Annotated in this window: 16 protein-coding genes; 9 read left to right on the top strand and 7 right to left on the bottom strand. The window is 71.8% G+C overall.

Going from position 1 to position 16,509, the window contains the following annotated elements:
• The 3 genes from ACIGXP_RS13015 to ACIGXP_RS13005 all read left to right on the top strand — a co-directional run bounded on the left by ACIGXP_RS13015 (nt 1) and on the right by ACIGXP_RS13005 (nt 3,707).
• Entirely contained in the window at nt 1–1,158 is a 1,158-nt protein-coding gene (locus ACIGXP_RS13015) for an FAD-dependent monooxygenase (RefSeq protein ID WP_399767458.1), read from the top strand.
• Nucleotides 1,159–1,658: 500 nt separating this feature from the next.
• Nucleotides 1,659–2,801, top strand: a complete 1,143-nt coding sequence (locus tag ACIGXP_RS13010; protein WP_399767455.1) for an aromatic acid exporter family protein — start codon at nt 1,659–1,661, stop codon at nt 2,799–2,801.
• A gap of 270 nt (nt 2,802–3,071) precedes the next feature.
• Entirely contained in the window at nt 3,072–3,707 is a 636-nt protein-coding gene (locus ACIGXP_RS13005; RefSeq protein WP_399767452.1) for a LysE family transporter, read from the top strand.
• Here ACIGXP_RS13005 and ACIGXP_RS13000 read toward each other — a convergent pair.
• Nucleotides 3,704–4,534 carry an alpha/beta fold hydrolase gene (locus ACIGXP_RS13000; protein WP_399767449.1) on the bottom strand — a complete coding sequence of 277 codons (831 nt, stop codon included), beginning with the start codon at nt 4,532–4,534 and terminating at the stop codon, nt 3,704–3,706. The two genes, ACIGXP_RS13005 and ACIGXP_RS13000, sit on opposite strands and share 4 nt — an antisense overlap.
• A 57-nt stretch (nt 4,535–4,591) precedes the next feature.
• Between ACIGXP_RS13000 and ACIGXP_RS12995 the strand changes: the two genes are divergently transcribed.
• The gene (locus tag ACIGXP_RS12995; RefSeq protein ID WP_399767446.1) at nt 4,592–5,077 is read left to right on the top strand and encodes a MarR family winged helix-turn-helix transcriptional regulator; all 486 of its coding nucleotides are present in this window, start codon (nt 4,592–4,594) and stop codon (nt 5,075–5,077) included.
• Between the two features lie 33 nt (nt 5,078–5,110).
• Here the strand turns inward: ACIGXP_RS12995 and ACIGXP_RS12990 are convergent, their stop codons facing one another.
• The 4 genes from ACIGXP_RS12990 to ACIGXP_RS12975 form a co-directional block, all read right to left on the bottom strand.
• The gene (locus ACIGXP_RS12990) at nt 5,111–5,938 is read right to left on the bottom strand and encodes a lysozyme (RefSeq protein ID WP_399768406.1); all 828 of its coding nucleotides are present in this window, start codon (nt 5,936–5,938) and stop codon (nt 5,111–5,113) included.
• A gap of 214 nt (nt 5,939–6,152) precedes the next feature.
• On the bottom strand, nt 6,153–8,006 hold the full coding sequence (locus ACIGXP_RS12985) for a M1 family aminopeptidase (RefSeq protein WP_399767443.1): 1,854 nt from the start codon (nt 8,004–8,006) through the stop codon (nt 6,153–6,155).
• A gap of 229 nt (nt 8,007–8,235) precedes the next feature.
• On the bottom strand, nt 8,236–8,892 hold the full coding sequence (locus ACIGXP_RS12980) for a 1,4-alpha-glucan branching protein (RefSeq protein WP_399767441.1): 657 nt from the start codon (nt 8,890–8,892) through the stop codon (nt 8,236–8,238).
• Nucleotides 8,893–9,074: 182 nt separating this feature from the next.
• On the bottom strand, nt 9,075–10,304 hold the full coding sequence (locus ACIGXP_RS12975) for a hypothetical protein (RefSeq protein ID WP_399767438.1): 1,230 nt from the start codon (nt 10,302–10,304) through the stop codon (nt 9,075–9,077).
• A 320-nt stretch (nt 10,305–10,624) separates the two neighbouring features.
• Here ACIGXP_RS12975 and ACIGXP_RS12970 point away from each other — a divergent pair, with 320 nt between their 5' ends.
• Together ACIGXP_RS12970 and ACIGXP_RS12965 are read left to right on the top strand one after the other, a co-directional pair.
• Nucleotides 10,625–10,879: a DUF5133 domain-containing protein gene (locus tag ACIGXP_RS12970; RefSeq protein ID WP_399767435.1), complete on the top strand. Its 255-nt coding sequence runs from the start codon at nt 10,625–10,627 to the stop codon at nt 10,877–10,879.
• A 326-nt stretch (nt 10,880–11,205) separates the two neighbouring features.
• Nucleotides 11,206–12,123, top strand: a complete 918-nt coding sequence (locus tag ACIGXP_RS12965) for an SGNH/GDSL hydrolase family protein (protein ID WP_399767432.1) — start codon at nt 11,206–11,208, stop codon at nt 12,121–12,123.
• Between the two features lie 52 nt (nt 12,124–12,175).
• Here ACIGXP_RS12965 and pgm read toward each other — a convergent pair whose 3' ends face one another.
• Entirely contained in the window at nt 12,176–13,816 is a 1,641-nt protein-coding gene (pgm, locus tag ACIGXP_RS12960; protein ID WP_363220418.1) for a phosphoglucomutase (alpha-D-glucose-1,6-bisphosphate-dependent), read from the bottom strand.
• A gap of 227 nt (nt 13,817–14,043) precedes the next feature.
• On the opposite strand from pgm, the gene ACIGXP_RS12955 reads away from it, so the two are divergent.
• Complete coding sequence (locus ACIGXP_RS12955) at nt 14,044–14,460, top strand: DUF4328 domain-containing protein (RefSeq protein ID WP_399767428.1); 417 nt, start codon at nt 14,044–14,046, stop codon at nt 14,458–14,460.
• A 10-nt stretch (nt 14,461–14,470) separates the two neighbouring features.
• Here ACIGXP_RS12955 and ACIGXP_RS12950 read toward each other — a convergent pair whose 3' ends face one another.
• Complete coding sequence (locus tag ACIGXP_RS12950; RefSeq protein WP_399767426.1) at nt 14,471–15,307, bottom strand: chitosanase; 837 nt, start codon at nt 15,305–15,307, stop codon at nt 14,471–14,473.
• 269 nt (nt 15,308–15,576) lie between these two features.
• On the opposite strand from ACIGXP_RS12950, the gene ACIGXP_RS12945 reads away from it, so the two are divergent.
• Both ACIGXP_RS12945 and ACIGXP_RS12940 read left to right on the top strand, forming a co-directional pair.
• Nucleotides 15,577–15,759: a hypothetical protein gene (locus ACIGXP_RS12945; RefSeq protein ID WP_399767424.1), complete on the top strand. Its 183-nt coding sequence runs from the start codon at nt 15,577–15,579 to the stop codon at nt 15,757–15,759.
• An 81-nt stretch (nt 15,760–15,840) separates the two neighbouring features.
• Entirely contained in the window at nt 15,841–16,464 is a 624-nt protein-coding gene (locus ACIGXP_RS12940; protein WP_363219651.1) for a DedA family protein, read from the top strand.
• The last annotated feature ends 45 nt before the right edge of the window (nt 16,465–16,509 follow it).

Genomic DNA, 16,509 nt, shown 5'->3' with positions numbered 1-16,509 from the left:
ATGGGCGGTACGGCGGTGGTGGTCGGCGGCGGCATAGGCGGGCTGGCGGCGGCGATCGGTCTGCGCCGGATCGGCTGGGAGGTACGGGTGGTGGAGCGGTCCGCGACCCTGGCCGACGCGGGAGCGGGCATCTCGCTGCACGCGAACGGTCTGCGCGCCCTGGACGCGCTCGGCGTCGGAGCAGCCGTGCGCGCGGCGGCCCGACCGCAGTACAGCGGCGGCACCCGCACTCCCGAGGGCCGCTGGCTGGCCCGGATGGACGGCACCGCCCTGGAACGCACGCTCGGCACGCCGATCGTCGGCATCCGGCGCGCGGTCCTGCACCGCCTGCTGCGCGCGGCCCTGCCGGCCGAGTGCCTGCACACCGGGATCACCGTGCCCGCACTGGACCGGTCGGCTCCGGACCGGGTGGCGGTGCCGGTCGGGGACGGCGTTCTGGACACCGACCTGGTCGTCGCGGCCGACGGGGTGGGCAGCCGGCTGCGCGGACTGCTGTTCCCCGGCCATCCCGGTCCGGTCTACGGCGGCTCGACGGTGCTGCGGGCGATCACCGCAGGGCCGCTGGAGCTGAGCGGCGACTTCGAGCTGACCTGGGGCGGGGGTGCGGAGTTCGGGCACATCGCCTTCGCCGACGGCCGGGCCGAGTGGCACGCGGTGCTCACCGCCCCGGCCGGGGTCCGCCACCCCGACCCGCTCGGCATGCTGCGCCGGCGCTTCGGCGCCTGGCACGATCCGATCCCCGCGCTTCTGGAGGCGACCCGGCCGGAGGATGTGCTCCACCACGACATCCACGAGCTGGCCACGCCCTTGGGGTCGTTCGTCGCGGGTCGGGTGGCGCTCCTCGGTGACGCGGCGCACGCGATGACGCCGAATCTCGGCCAGGGCGCCTGTCAGGCGCTGGAGGACGCGGTCACGCTGGCCGCCGCGCTCGCCGGTGAGCCGTCGGTCGGCGCGGCACTGGCCCGCTACGACGCCGAGCGCCGCCCGCGCTCCCAGGCGGTCGCCCGCGCCGCCCGGCAGGCGGGCCGCATGGGTCAGCAGCTGTCCCACCCCCTCGCCGTGACCCTGCGCAACACCGCGCTACGGCTCGCCCCGTCCCGGGCGACGACGCGGGCGATCCTGCGCCACGCCGACTGGACACCGCCCAGCCTGGGTTGACCGCCGACCGCCTGTTCGGCGGTGCGCGTCCCCCGTCGCCTTCGCTGCCCGGCCCCGGCCTCCGCATGGGCGATCGCCCGACCGGCGGCTGCCGGTGCTGATCCTGGCCGGCCGGGCGCCCTCCGGACACGCCACAGACGTCGGTGGACGCCGGGCAACGGTTGATGCCTCGGCTGCACACGTACAGGCGGACCGGAGGCAGGCCCGCTCCCGCGCGGCCGACGTGCTGCTCGTCCGGGCTGCGTGAGCCGCAGGCACCGGGCAGGCCGTTGGACGTCTGCGATGCGGGCGCCGGCATGGAACGAACGATTCAGGTGGGCGGCATCGAGCGGGTGATTGGGCCGGCCGGCGTGGAGCGGAGGATTCGGGCCGCCGACACCGAGCAGAGGATTGCGGCAGCCGACGCGAAGCAGGTGATTGGAGCGGCCGGCACGGAGCACAGGATTCGGGCCGCCGGCATGGAGCGCTGTCCGGGGTGGCACCCGGGCTCGGTGTGTGGCATGCGAGTGAGATGGCAGGCGCTGTGGCGTGAGGTGAGGGCCGCGGCGCACGGTGCGGCACGGGCCTGGGCGGGGCCGTGCCGGGAGCGGGATCTGGCCGCCCAGGCGATGAAGGCGGCACTGGCCGCATGGCTGGCGTGGGCGGTGGCGGGCTGGTGGCTGCACGCACCGGTGGCGTTCGTCGCGCCGTGGGTGGCGGTGGTCCTCGTGGAGTCGACCGTGTACCGGTCGATCGCGCACGGGCTGCAGCAGCTCGCGGCGATCGCGGCCGGCACGATCGTGGCCACCGCGATCGCGCTGCCACTGCACGACACGGTGGCCGCGATGGCCGTCGTCCTGCCCCTCGCGATGCTGCTCGGCCAGTGGCGGCGCCTGGGCAGCCAGGGCATCTACGCCGCCACCGGCGCCCTGTTCGTCCTGACCAACGGGTCCGTCACCGTCGCCACCTCCGCGGCCCGGCTCGCGGAAGCCCTGTTCGGAGCCGTGGTCGGCATCGCGGTCAACGCCCTGGTCCGGCCTCCGCTGTATCTGCGGGACAGCCGGGCCGTCCTCAAGGACGCGACCGAGGAGGCCCACGACATCCTGCGGGCCGTGGCGCAGGGGCTGGCCGAGGGACGCTGGGACACCGACGAGGCCGGCGCCTGGCACGAGCGGGCCCTGCGGCTGCACCGGCTCGTGGAGCAGGCCCGCTCGGCGCTCGCGTGGAGCCGGGAGAGTCTGCGCGGCAACCTGCGCCGCAGGCGCCCCCGTGCCGCGCCACCGCCCGGCAAGGGGTACGACGACGCGATCGTGGTGCTGGATTACGCGGCCGTGCACACGGCGGGCGTGACCCGCACGGTACTGGAGGCCGCGACCGAGCACCGCGCGGCATCCCGGCCGCACCCCGAACTTGCCCGCTGCTACGCCGAGTTCCTGCGCCGCACCGCACACGCGCTGCGGCTCTACAGCCACAGCCGGTTCGGCGACGAGACGTGCGACGGAGAACTGCGCACGGCCGTCGCGCGGCTGCGCGGGACGTTGGACGAGCTGCGACGGGACCTGGTCCACTCGACGACGGACGACCCCGACGAGGTCGCCACATACGGCGCGCTGCTCGCCCAGGCACACCGGCTGGCCGATCAGCTGGCCGCCTCGGGGACGTGACGCGGGGACCGGTCACCGAACGGCACGACGCCGAGCAGGCCCGCTCGGCGCTCGCTCGATGCCGCCCGCCATGCGCTCGTCAGTGCCGTTCCGGGGGCCGTGGCCGGCCGCGAGCTGCTGTGAAAAGGAGTTGTCCGGGCGGACGCGCCGCCGTCATGCTCGGCCCATGACCTCGCTGACCGTCCTTCCGCCGTCGACCACCGCCGACCGATCGGTGTGTGGCCGACAGCAGCAGCCCGGTCGCCCGCGGAGGCCGCTGCCCGTCCGCGCATGACGGCGGCGCTGGTCGCGGGGCTCCTCGCGGGGTACGGCATCGCCGTTCCCGTGGGGGCCGTCGGGACGTATCTGGTGGCGTTGACCGCCCGGACCTCGTGGAAGACCGGCGCGTGCGCCGCACTGGGGGTGGCGGCCGCTGACGGCCTCTACGCGTTGATCGCCGTACTCGGAGGCTCCGCGCTGGCGGGCGCCCTTGAGCCGATCACGCACCCTCTGCGCTGGATCGCCGGCTCGGTGCTCGTCGTCCTGGCCGTACGCGGCGCAGCACAGGCGATGGCCCACTACCGGGAGCCACGGACGGCCGCACGGAGCGAGGAGGCTCCGCCCCGCCCCGCACGGGCCTTCATCGGACTGTGGGGCGTCACGATGATGAACCCCCTCACCGTGCTCTACTTCGCGGCTCTGGTCCTGGGCGGCCAGACCTCGGCGGAGCCGAGTCACCTGGAGCGGGCCGTGTTCGTGGTGGCCGCCTTCGCGGCGTCCGCCAGTTGGCAGCTGCTGCTGGCCGGCAGCGGAGCCCTGCTCGGCCGGCTCCTGACCGGCAGCCGCGGGCGGCTCGGCACGGCCCTGGCGTCCAGTGCCGTGATGACCGCCCTCGCCCTTCGCATGCTCTTCGCACACGCCTCCTAGTCGGGCAGCCGCTCCAGGAACGCCGCCAGTTCGGCATCGAAACGTGCCGGGTCCTCCATGCTCGGGTAGTGCCCGACGCCCGGCACGGTGACGGCCCGTGCGCCGGGCACGAGACAGGTCAGCCGGGTGGCCGCGGCGAGGTGATCGGGGGCGTCGAGGGCGCCGTTGATCGCGTACACGGGGACCGTGATGCCCGCTACGCGCTCCCAGGTGGCGGTGACGGGCACCCGGTGGTCGGGCTCTTCGGGCGTGTGCTTGGCGAGTGTGCCGTGGGCCATCTCCGCTATGCGGCGGACGACTTCGGTGGCGACGTCGGCGAGGTCGCGGTGCGGTCCGGCGGTGAAGCGCTGGAAGGCGTCCACCCAGCCGGCCACGTCACCGGCGACCAGGGCCTGCTGCTGGGCGGCGAACACGTCCAGGGCCCAGGGATCCTCGAAGACGGGCTCGCTCGTCCCGACGCCGCTGACGACGACGGCGCGGACCAGTTCGGGGTGCTCCAGCGCACAGTCGACCGCCGTGGCCCCGCCCATGGAGACGCCGACGAGCACGGCGGGGGCGGCGTCGAGGCCGCGCAGCAGCGCGGCGAGGTCGTCGACGGGCCGGAAGGGGCCGGTCGCGTTGGCCGATCCGCCGTGGCCGCGGGCGTCGTAGGCGATGACCCGGTGGTGGGGCGCGAAGGTGCGGACCTGTTCCTCCCACATGCGGTGGTCGAGGAAACCGGCGTGCAGGAAAACCAGGGGCGAACCGGAGCCCGCCTCGCGGTAGGCGAGGGAACCGTCGGCGGTCGGCAGCAAACGGGTGGGCAATGAGGCGATGTCCACAGTCATGACAACCAAGGTGTCATTTCTCGCGCGCGTTGGCAACCGAGGTGTCATCCTGGTGCCATGAAGGACGACCGCACCGCAGCCCCCGCCGAACGCTCCCCTGACGAACTGGCCGAACGCCTCACGGAGGTGTTCGACCTGGTCGGTCCGCTCTACCGGCGGGTGCACCGCAAGGTGGAGCAGACGGCGCCGATCGAGGGCCTGTCGGTCGGCGTGCGTGCCGTACTGGATCTGCTGCGCACCCAGGGGCCCATGACGGTGCCGCAGATGGGGCGGGCCCAGGCGCTCAGCCGGCAGTTCGTCCAGCGCATGGTGAACGACGCCGCGCGGCTCGGTCTGGTGGAGAGTGTCGCGAACCCCGCCCACCGCCGGTCCTCGCTCATCCGGCTCACCGGCCCGGGCCGGGCCGCGATCGGCGCGGTACGGGCCCGTGAGCACGCACTGCTGCGCCGCGTGGACGGGGATCTGACCCTGGCGGACGTGGACGCGTGTCTGCGCGTGCTCGGCGCGATGCACGCGCTGTTCGAGGACGTGGACGTGGACTGACCCAGGGCCGTCGGCGGTGCAGCCGGTGCCGGGTCAGCCGTTCACGAGGGCCTGCAACCGGTCCTGGGTGCCGTTGAAGCGGTCGTGATCGCCGACGGTCTTGCCGGACGAGGTGTACTGCCACATGGTGTGATACGGCCAGCCCGCCGGCAGTGTCCCGGCGGTCGAGGCATAGCGGGCGATCCACAACGGGTTGGTCTTGCCGAAGCCCGAGTAGTTGCCGGTGCACTCGGTCCACCAGCTGGTCGCCGTGTAGATGACCGCGTCCCGGCCGGTGCGGGACTTGTAACGGTTCACGAAGTCACGGATCCAGCTGACCATGCCGCTCTTGGACTTGCCGTAGCAGGAGCCGCCGTACGGATTCCACTCGATGTCGAGCACGCCGGGCAGGGTCTTGCCGTCCTTCGACCAGCCGCCGCCGTGCTTCAGGAAGTAGTCGGCCTGGGCGGCGCCGCCGGATGTGTCCGGGGTCGCGAAGTGATACGCGCCGCGGACCATGCCCGCGTTGTAGGAGCCGGTGTACTGCTGGGTGAAAGAGGGGTTGGTGTAGGACGTCCCCTCGGTGGCCTTGGTGTACGCCCATTTGACACCGTCGCCCCACAGCGTCGCCCAGGCGACGTTCCCCTGGTGGCTGGAGACGTCGACGCCCTCGATCTGGTTCGCGCGGGCAGGGGCGGGCGTGGCGTCGGGGCCACTGGCGCGTCCGTCGTGGGCGAGGACGCCGATGCCCATGTACGCGCTGCCGCGGGGAGGGACGTCCGGGGCCGACGCGGACTGGGCCGCGGGGCCGGGCAGGGAGAGCAGGAGGCCGGTCAGGACGCCCGTGACGACAAGGCGTGAGCGGCCGCGGGAGAGGGACATGACGCTTCGCACGAACACCATCTGACCCGTGGTCGGGCCACGGCGCACTTCGGGTTCCCCCCAACGAAGCCATTGCGGGCCGTGTTTGGTCCGTTCGGGTGGCCGCGGGGTGGCCTGCGAACGGTGTGCGGGCGACCTACGAGTGGTGGCGAGCGGTGTGCAGGGCCGGTCGTGGGAGCCACCCGGGGCGCTCCCGCGACCGGCCCGCACCCGTTCAGCCGTCGATGCGGTGCTGGGTCCAGAACGAGGTGAGGTCGGTGCTCGTGGCGGCCTGGGCGGCGGCCTTGAACTCGGCCGTGGTCGACACGCCGTACCAGTGGGCGGTCGCGTAGTCCTTCATCAGCTTGGTCATGGCGGTGTCACCGAGGACGCGGCGCAGGTCGTGCAGCGCGCACTTGCCGTAGCCGTAGACGACGGTGGAGTAGCGGGAGGAGTGCGCGTCCCAGTAGGCCATGGAATTGGTGATCTTCTCGGCGCTGGAGGCCCAGGAGACACTGCTCCAGCAGTTGGTACCGCTCTTGCCGAGGGCGAGGTCGGTGGCGTAGTCGGTGAACGCCTCGTCCAGCCACGGGCTGTTGTACTCGTCGTCGCCGACGATGCCGTACCACCACTGGTGGCCTATCTCGTGGGTGAGGGCGGTGGTGCTGACCAGGTCCAGGACGAAGCCGGGGTACTCCATTCCGCCGAACCAGTAGTTGTTGTCGATGACGGCGTCGAGCTCGCCGTAAGGGTAGGCGCCGAAGCGGGCCGCGTGCGCGTCGACGGCGGTCTTGGCGGTGCTGAGCATGGACTGGGCGCCGGAGGAACTGATGCCCGAGACGGAGTACACGTTCACCGCGACACCGGCCGACGAGGTACCGGAGATCTTGGTGAAGGGCCCGGCGGCCCAGGCGAAGTCGCGGACCTTGGACGCGGTCGCCGTGGTGACGGTACGGCCGCTGGAGCCGGGGGTGTCGGTGGAGGTGCCGGTGGCCGGGACCAGCAGGCCGCTGGGGTGGTCGAGGGTCACCTTGAAGTCGGCGGCGAGGGAGTAGAACGACTCGCCGTTGTTCGTGTACGGGTCCAGGTGCCAGCCGGCGCTGTCACGGACCGCGAGGACGGGCAGGGCGTTGCCGATGAAGCTGTAGGCGCCGTCGTGGCCGAACCGGTCGGCGCCGCTGGGGACGGTGATGCCGAGGTCGAAGCCGATGGTGGCACTCTGGCCCTGGGCCAGCGGGGCCGGCAGGTCGATCTTGAGCGCGGTGCAGCCCACGGAGAGCGCGCCCGCGGTGCCGCCGGTGACGCCCGTGACCCGGATCGGCATGGCGTCGCAGGTGCCGTGGTAGTTGTCCCACAGCCTCAGGTAGACCTCGTTCAGCGCGGTGGCCGAGGCGTTGGTGAAGGTCGCGCTCTCGTGGCCGGTCCACAGGGTGCCGCTGGTGTCGCTGCTGAGGTTCACGGTGTACGAGGGCGCGGCCGGGGTGCGGGTGGAGTCGCCCGGCGGTGTGGTGCCGCCGGAGGTGGCGAGCGCGATGTCGTCGAGCACAAAGCTCGTCTGGAGGCTGGAGTCCTCGGTCCCGGTGAAGGAGAGGCTGACGGTCTGCCCGGCGTACGCCGACACGTCGATCGACTTCTGGACGTAACCGGTGTTCTCGTCGAGGTTCGAGTAGGTGGCCAGCGTCGTGCTGCCGATCTTGGCCGTGAGCTTGTCGTACGCGATGGACGAGGTCGTCTCGTCGGTGTCTATGTGCAGCCAGAAGGTGAGGGTGGCCGCATCGCAACCGGCCGGGATCGTGACGCTCTGGCTGAGCGTGTCCGTGTGGGTGCTGCCGGTTCCATCCAGCCAGGCGTAGGAGCTGCCACCATGGGCGGCCTCACCCGTGCGGCTGGTGATGACGGTGGAGGAGGACGTCGACCAGGGCGATGTCCCGCTCTCGAAGCCGCCGTTGCCGACGACCTGCGCCGGAGTGCAGGCGGCGGGTGCCGTGGCCGGGCGGGCTGCGGCGGGCGTGCCGGGGAGCACGAGGGCGGCGACCGCGGCGACGGTGAGCGCACCGGCGCCGAGGGCCTTGTGGGGGGTCGATCTCACACGCTACTCCTTTGCGGCGGCCGGGATTCCCGGCCTGCTCGATGGCCGACGGCTGGGGTGAGCCGGGGCGGCCACGGACGGGGCTTGCGCGATCGCTGCACCGAGCGGTGCGCCGCGCCCTCACAGGCGTCAGGGCGCGGAATGCCGGACCTTCGAGAGAGTGCCAGATTTGACCGGGCCATGCCAGAAGGCGCGGAGTTTTGTGTGAGCGTGCCGGGTCAGGTGCCGGTCAGGGGGTGCGCAGCGTCACGAAGACCGCCGACAGCCCGGCACCCTGCGGGTCCTGCCAGCCGCGCGCGACATGGCCGATCGCTCCCTCGGGGCGCTGCGGCGGGTTGTCGGGGGCGGGGTTCAGGACGCGATGCAGGTGCAGGACCGTGCCGTGCGGGGTGCGCAGCCGGGTGCCGTCCTGGTCGTCGGCCGGCTCGGGGGTGAAGCCGTCCACGCCGAAAGGGGCGCCGGTGTAGGAGCGGACCACCTCGGAGTCGAGGGCGCCGTCGATGCTCTGGGCGTGCGCCTGCGCCTTGCCCTCGATCAGCGACAGCAACTCGCCGACCAGCACCGGATCGTGGCAGCCGTCGTAGACCCAGCGCTTGCCCAGCACGCCGTGCTCCATCGTGCCGACGAGCGCATGCTCCGCACCCTCCAGCGGCGCACCTCGATAGGACAACACGGCCAGGTATGCGGTCGGTTCGGGAGTGGAGGTGTCCGTGGCCACCATGAACTCCATACCGACCTCGCCCTCGGGATCCTCCAGCCGGAAGCCGCCGGACTTGGTCAGCACCGGGGCGTCCGGGCCGCCGCGGTACCAGGGGCGGGTGGGCAGCCAGTCGGTGAGCAGTTCCAGCTTTGTGGGCTTGAGCGTGGTGTGATGGATGACGGCCATCCCGGCCGCTCCCTTCCGTCGTACGCAAGTTGACCAGCGCAGCTTCGCACACCGTTCGCTCTGTGCGGGGCGGAGGCCTGGGCCTACGGCGTCAGGGCGGCGCCGGGAGCGGGTCCGGAGGCCGAGTACGCAAACGCGCGACTGGGCCGCCCCTGCGGGGCGGCCCAGCGCGCCTCATGCTCCTACTCCTTCTCACCGCCCGACTTCGACGACTTCTCCGGGTGCTTCGGGTACTCGGGCTTCTCCGGGTGCTTCGGGTACTCGGGCTTCACCGGGCGCTGCGGGTACATGGGCTTGACCGGCTTCTCGGGGTAGACGGGCTTCACCGGAACCGCAGGCTTGACGGGCTTCTCCGGATACACCGGCTTGACCGGAACGGCCGGCTTCACCGGCTTCTGCGGATACACGGGCTTGACCGGAACCGCGGGCTTCACCGGCTTCTGCGGATACACGGGCTTGACCGGAACCGCGGGCTTCACCGGCTTCTGCGGATACACCGGCTTCACCGGGACAGCGGGCTTCACCGGCTTCTGCGGATACACGGGCTTGACCGGATACGCAGGCTTCTCCGGATACACCGGCTTGACCGGCTTCTGCGGATACACGGGCTTCACCGGAACCGCAGGCTTCTCGGGGTAGACGGGCTTGACCGGCTTCTGCGGATACACCGGCTTCACCGGAACCGCAGGCTTGACCGGATACGCAGGCTTGACCGGGTAAGCAGGCTTGACCGGCTTCTCCGGATAGACGGGCTTCACCGGAACAGCGGGCTTCACCGGCTTCTCCGGATACACCGGCTTCACCGGGTACACAGGCTTTGCGGGACTACGCGGGTAAGCAGGCTTCTCCGGATACACGGGCTTCACCGGAACAGCCGGCTTGACCGGCTTCACCGGGTACGCGGGCTTCTCCGGGTAAACGGGCTTGACCGGCTTCTGCGGGTAAACGGGCTTCACCGGAACGACCGGCTTGACCGGCTTCTCCGGGTAGACGGGCTTGACCGGAACCGCAGGCTTGACCGGGTAGACAGGCTTCACCGGAACCGCAGGCTTGGCCGGCTTCTCCGGATACACCGGCTTGACCGGATGCGCAGGCTTCTCCGGATAGACAGGCTTCACCGGATACGCGGGCTTCATCGGATGAACCGGGTACACGGGCTTCACCGGATGAGCCGGGTACACGGGCTTCACCGGCGTGACAGGCTTCTCGGGATGCATCGGATACGCCGGCTTCACCGGGTACGCGGGCTTCTCCCGGTGATGCGGATAACCGGCCTTCTTCGGGGCCGGCGGGTTCGGGGTGGTGTGGTCCTGGGCGTAGGCGGCTCCCGCGTTCGCCAGCGTGGCTGCGGCGAGCGCGGCTACCGTAGCGGCCGACGCCAGAACGTATCGCCGTCGCGGCGATGTCGTCATTCTTTCCACTCTCCTCGACTTGGGTCAGAGCTTTATGACGGCTGGTCAGTCCCAAGGGCTCGATAGTGGAATGATCAGGAAATCCGAGACACGAATAACGCTGCGGCGGCCATAAGTCACCGGATGGGGTAGCGCAGGGCGCCAGTTGGCCCGGTCGGCGACGGCAATCGGTGCAAGCCGGTGACGACGGGAGATACGGGCCGGCACATCGCCGCGGCAGCGCGGCACCCCGTGATCGCCGCCGTGGCATGCCGCGCGACGCTGCGGGTAGTCGCGCTTGCGACTTCGTACACCGGCGACCCCCCAGGGAGGCGGAACCCATGCTGATGGCACACCCCGCGGTACTGCAGGACCTCATCGCCCAGTACGAGACCCTCACCCTCCTCGGGGCCGGGAAGAGCACCCCGCAGGCCCGGCAGCGACTCGCGGACATTTCGTACACGCTGTGCGTGGCCACGGGGACGGGCGACACCGACATGGCCCTGATCGCCGCCCGGCACCGTCTCTCCGGGGCCCGGCCCGACGACGACTCCCTGCTGCAGACGTCCGCCTCGCCGGCGGCACCCGCTGTCTGATGCAAGAGACGTGAGAGATGCGAGAGATATGAGACGGGCCTCCGGCCGAACCCGCGGCCGGCCGGGCTCGGCCCGCTGAACACACCGGTTCCTCGGCGCGGTTGCGCCCGATCCTCCGCCCAGTCGCCCCCGCGCCTCGGCGCCCCTGCCCCCTGCCTCCGCCCGGTTGCTCCCCCGCCACGACGTCGGCGCACCCGCCCCCGAACTCGTTGCTTCCCGCTTCTGGTCGGCGAGACCTACCGGGCGGTATACAGAGCCGGTCGAACACGCGAGGGACGTTCTACGGTCCGTCCCCGCGCGAGATACCGGTCTCAGGGGGAGGACTCATGGCGAACGACACGCGTCCGGCGGACGGTGCGAGAGGCCGACGGCGGGTCGCCGTGCTGGGTACGGCGCTGGGCGGTTGCGCGCTCGTCGCCGCCGCCACGGCACCGGCCGCCGCACACCCCGCCGGACACGGCCGCGACCTCGATTACGTGGCCCTCGGCGACTCCTACACCTCGGGCCCCGGCATCCCGCGCCAGGTGGACGCCGGCTGTGCCCGCTCCGACCACAATTACCCCTCGCTGGTGGCGGCACAGCGCCAGGTGACCGCCTTCACGGACGTCAGCTGCGCCGGAGCGACGACCGCCCAGATGTGGCAGGCGCAGGGCACCAACCCGCCCCAGCTCGACGCGCTGGGCCGGGACACTGATCTGGTGACCGTTCAGATCGGCGGCAACGACGTCGGGTTCGGCTCGATCATGACCACCTGCGCCCGCCTGGCCGGCCAGGATCCGACGGGCAACCCCTGCGAGCGCTCCTACGAGGCGTCCGGTTACGACGAGCTGGCCCTGGCTGTGCTGCGGACCGCGCCGAAGGTCGACCGGGTGCTGCGGGCCGTGCACGCGAGGGCGCCGCACGCGCGCGTGGTGGTCGTCGGCTACCCGGACCTGCTGCCCGACGACGGCAGCGGCTGCTTTCCGCAGGTGCCTTTCGCGCAGCAGGACTTCGCCTACCTGCGGGACACCGAGAAGCGGCTCAACCTGATGCTGCGCGTGGTGGCCGTCCTCAACCGGGCCGAGTACGTCGACACCTACGGCCCCACGGTCGGGCACGACATGTGCAAGGCGCCCGCGGACCGCTGGATCGAACCGCTGCAGCCGGCCTCGCCCGCAGCCCCGGCCCACCCCAACGCCACGGGCGAGCAGGCCATGGCGCAGGCGGTCCTGGGCCGGCTGGACAGGCGGCACGGGCGCGGCTGAACCGGCGGCGGCCACCGCAAACGCCCGCCGGGGGCCGCCGTATCCCTGCCTCTCAGTCGCCGAGGGCGCCCAGCACCACGGCCTGGGCCTCCTCCTGCACGCGGGCGAGGTGCTTGGGGCCGAGGAAGGACTCGGCGTAGACCTTGTACACGTCCTCGGTGCCCGAGGGGCGGGCCGCGAACCAGGCGTTGTCGGTGGTCACCTTGATGCCGCCGATGGCGGCGCCGTTGCCGGGCGCCTCGGTGAGCACGGCCCTGACCGCCTCTCCGGCGAGCGTGTCGGCGGTGACCTGGGCCGGGGACAGCTTGCCGAGCAGGGCCTTCTGTTCGCGGGTCGCGGGCGCGTCGATGCGGGCGTAGGCCGGTGCGCCGAAGCGGGCGGTCAGGCCGGCGTAGTGCTCCGACGGGGTGCGGTCGGTGACGGCCGTGATCTCGGAGGCGAGCAGCGCCAGGATGATGCCGTCCTTGTCGGTGGTCCACACCGAGCCGTCGCGGCGCAGGAAGGAGGCGCCCGCTGACTCCTCGCCGCCGAAGCCGAGAGTGCCGTCGGCCAGTCCGTCCACGAACCACTTGAACCCGACCGGAACCTCGACCAGGTGACGGCCGAGGTCGGCGGCCACCCGGTCGATCATGGTCGAGGACACCAGCGTCTTGCCGATGCCCGTGCCGGCGGGCCACTGCTCGCGGTGCCGGTAGAGGTAGGAGATGGCGACCGCGAGGTAGTGGTTGGGGTTCATCAGGCCCGCGTCCGGGGTGACGATGCCGTGCCGGTCGGCGTCGGCGTCGTTGCCGGTGGCGATGCGGTACCGGTCGCGCTGCTCGATGAGCGAGGCCATCGCGTACGGCGAGGAGCAGTCCATACGGATCTGGCCGTCCCAGTCCAGCGTCATGAAGCGCCAGGTGGGGTCGGTGTGCGGGTTGACCACGGTGAGGTCGATGCCGTGCTGTTCGGCGATGCGGCCCCAGTAGGCGACGGAGGCCCCGCCGAGCGGGTCGGCGCCGATGCGCACGCCGGCCGCGCGGATGGCGTCCAGGTCGAGCACGCTCGGCAGGTCGCCGACGTAGGCGCCGACGAAGTCGTACCGCCCGGTGGTGTCCGCGGTGAGGGCCCGGGTGTAGGGCACCCGGCGTACGTCCTTCAGGCCGCCCGTGATGATCTCGTTGGCCCGGTCCTGGATCCAGGAGGTCGCGTCGGAGGCCGCCGGGCCGCCGCTCGGCGGGTTGTACTTGAAGCCGCCGTCGGCGGGCGGGTTGTGCGACGGCGTGACGACCACGCCGTCGGCGAGGCCTGAGGTGCGGCCCCGGTTGTGGGTGAGGATCGCGTGCGAGACGGCGGGGGTGGGCGTGTAGCCGTCGGCGCTGTCGATGAGCACGGTCACGCCGTTGGCGGCGAACACCTCCAGCGCGGTGACCTTCGCGGGCTCGGACAGGGCGTGGGTGTCGGCGCCGAGGAAGAGGGGGCCGTCGGTTCCCTGGCGCGCGCGGTACTCGCAGATGGCCTGGCTGGTGGCGGCGATGTGATCCTCGTTGAAGGCGCTCGCCAGGGACGAGCCCCGGTGCCCGGAGGTGCCGAACGCCACCCGCTGTGCCGGGTCGGCCGGGTCCGGGTGCAGTGCGTAGTACGCCGTGACCAGCCGGGCCACGTCGACAAGGTCCTCGGGACCGGCCGGCCGGCCGGCGCGCTCGTGCGGCATGGGTCCGCTCCTCCGCGTGGGTGTGGTCGATCGCTCACTGCCCATCTTTCCTCGTCAGGGCCCTGACACGCGAGTCCGCCCCGCCTCATGATCCGGTGCTTCGATCTTCCCGCCGTCCCGCTGTCCAGACAGGACGCCTTCCCCAGACAGGTCTTCCACCGCGCTCGCCGTGTCGGCGGCGGCCGGGGCCGACGTGGTCCGGGTGCTGAAGGCGCGCGCTGTTCCTCGTGCGGTTCGCCCGCCGGCGGCGCAACGCCGGCCTTCTCTCCCCCGACGCGGTGCGCGGCTCGGCCGGGTGGGCCGTGGTCGCCTGGCTGATACCGGTGATCAATCTCTGGGCCCTGCGCGGGCTGGTGCTCGACGTGCAGCGCGCAAGCGAGCCCGCAGGCGCTGACCCGGGCCGCGGGAACGTGCTGGTGAACGTGTGGTGGGCGGTCTGGGCCGGGCACGGGTTGCTCGCCTTCGCGGGCTTGCACCTGGCCGGCCGGACGTCGCTGCCCCTGCTCGTGGCGACGGAGGCTCTCGACCTCCTGGCCGCCGCCCTGGCGGTCGCCGTGATCCAGCGCATCACGGCACGGCAGGCCGCCGCATTCGGCTCCGGGAACCCGGTGCCCGCGTCCGACGGCCTGCCGCACACGCCGTAGCACGCGCGCGTCAGCCGATGTGGTAACTGTCCCCGTACACCTTCCAGTCGAGCGGGGTGTGCAGGTCGAGGTTGCCCTTGCGCAGGAACACCCGCTGCTCGGTGTCGACCCGGCTCGTGTCGCTGTGCGCCTCCTCCTGCTTCATGGCCCACACCCTGGCGTCGAGGAAGGCGTTGAGGTACGTCGTCTCGTTGCCGCCCTGCGCCGGCGGCTTGGCGCTGCGCAGGGCGCGCTTGCGGATGTTGCGGAAGCTGGTCGGGTCGTCTCCGTCGCCGTGCATGACGATGGCGTCGTAGTAGCAGAACTGGCCGAGGGCACGCAGGCCGTCCGCCTTGCCCTGGGTGACCGCGGGGTCGAAGTAGACGCGGTCTCGCTCGTCGTTCTGGCACTGCTGGAACACGGTGTCCTGGGCGGCCCTGCGCCAGTCCTTGGGGAAGTTCGGGTCGAGGCCGGCGTGCGAGTCGGTGCCGTTGACCTTGCGCAGGGCGGGCAGGTACGCGGCGAGGACGTTGCCGGGCTTGCGGTCGGTGTAGAGCTGGACCACATCGAGCATGTCGCCGGTGCCGGAACAGAAGCCGATGATGCCGCCGGTGTAGCCGCGGCCGTCGCCGATGTCCTCGATGTACTTGTACTGGGCCTTCCAGTCGAGCGAGGAGTTCTCCGCGCTCGACACGAGTTCCATGGCGATCTCCTTCTTCGCCGGGTCGTCGAGGCCCGGCGCGGCCGCAGGGGCGGCGAGGGCGCGCTGGGTGCCTATCAGGGCACCGGAGGCGAGTGCGCCGAGCGCGGCGACGACGGTCCGGCGGGAGAGGCGGGCGGGGGCTGTTTCGCGGTCTGCGTGCACCACAGGGCTCCAAGGAGAGGTGGGGGGTGGCGAGTTGGTCCGTACGCCTACTGGTAGGAAAGTTTCCTATCAAAGCCAGCCGGCCCAGGTAACCCGGATGCGACAAGTTCGTAGGTTCGAACAGCTGGCACCGCGTGTCAGAAAACCCTGGACAGAAGGAAAAAGTAGGACATAATGGAGGTAGCTCGGACAGCGTTGTCATCGGGTGGCCACTGTCCCCTGCCTCTCATTCCCCCGCGTTCGTCCCGCGACTTCGAGGAGCCGCTCACCGCATGGCGTACGGAGCCCACCGCAGCCCCCTTCTGCCTCCCCACCCCGATCTGACCCTCGCCCGCGACTGCGAGCAGTGCCTCGGCTGGGGAACGGTCGTCACCCGCGACGGGGACCACGAACTGTGCCGCATCTGTCAGCCCGCCTCCGGCGACGACGAGGACACCTACCCCGCCGGTTCCTGACACACGTCAGCCCGCCACGTCGGCCGGTGAGCCGCCCGGGCGAGAACCTGGCCGCTGATCGCGGCGACGTACCGTGGAGGCATGGCCGCCCCTCCGCTCCCGGGTCCGCTGGCGCACCTGGCGCCTCTGCTCGGCCACTACGGCTACTGGGCCGTGGGGGCCGTCGTCTTCGTGGAGGACTTCGGGATCCCTGCGCCCGGCGAGACGATCTTGCTGGCCGCCGGGGTGTATGCGGGCGCAGGGCGGCTGAACGTCGTCGCCGTGGCGGTCGTCGCGTTCATCGCGGCCGTCGCCGGGGACAACGTCGGCTATCTGATCGGCCGGGTCGGTGGGCGGGCCTTCGTGCACCGGTGGGGCCGGTACGTCTTTCTGACGCCGAAGCGGTTCCAGGCCGCCGAGGCGTTCTTCGGCCGGCACGGCGGCAAGATCGTGACCGTGGCCCGCTTCATCGAGGGCCTGCGCCAGGCCAACGGCATCATCGCCGGCACCACCGGCATGCGCTGGCGCCGCTTCCTCGCCTTCAACGCACTCGGCGCCGCCCTGTGGGTCGGTCTGTGGACGACGCTGGCCTACCTGGCGGGCCGGCACATCACGACCGTCTACGACGAGATCTCGCGCTACCAGCTCTACGTCCTGATCGCCGCCGCCGTCCTGGTCGCGGCTCTTGTCGCATGGCACTTCGTACGACGGCAGCACGAGCACTGACCCGCCCCGCGTGCCCCGCCCAGCCGCCCGCGGCGCACTGGCGGG

It is taken from the genome of Streptomyces sp. NPDC053069, from assembly GCF_044546895.1.
Taxonomy (GTDB): domain Bacteria; phylum Actinomycetota; class Actinomycetes; order Streptomycetales; family Streptomycetaceae; genus Streptomyces.
The sequence above is the reverse complement of the archived record's forward strand: the minus strand, read 5'-3'. Positions and strand labels throughout refer to the sequence as shown.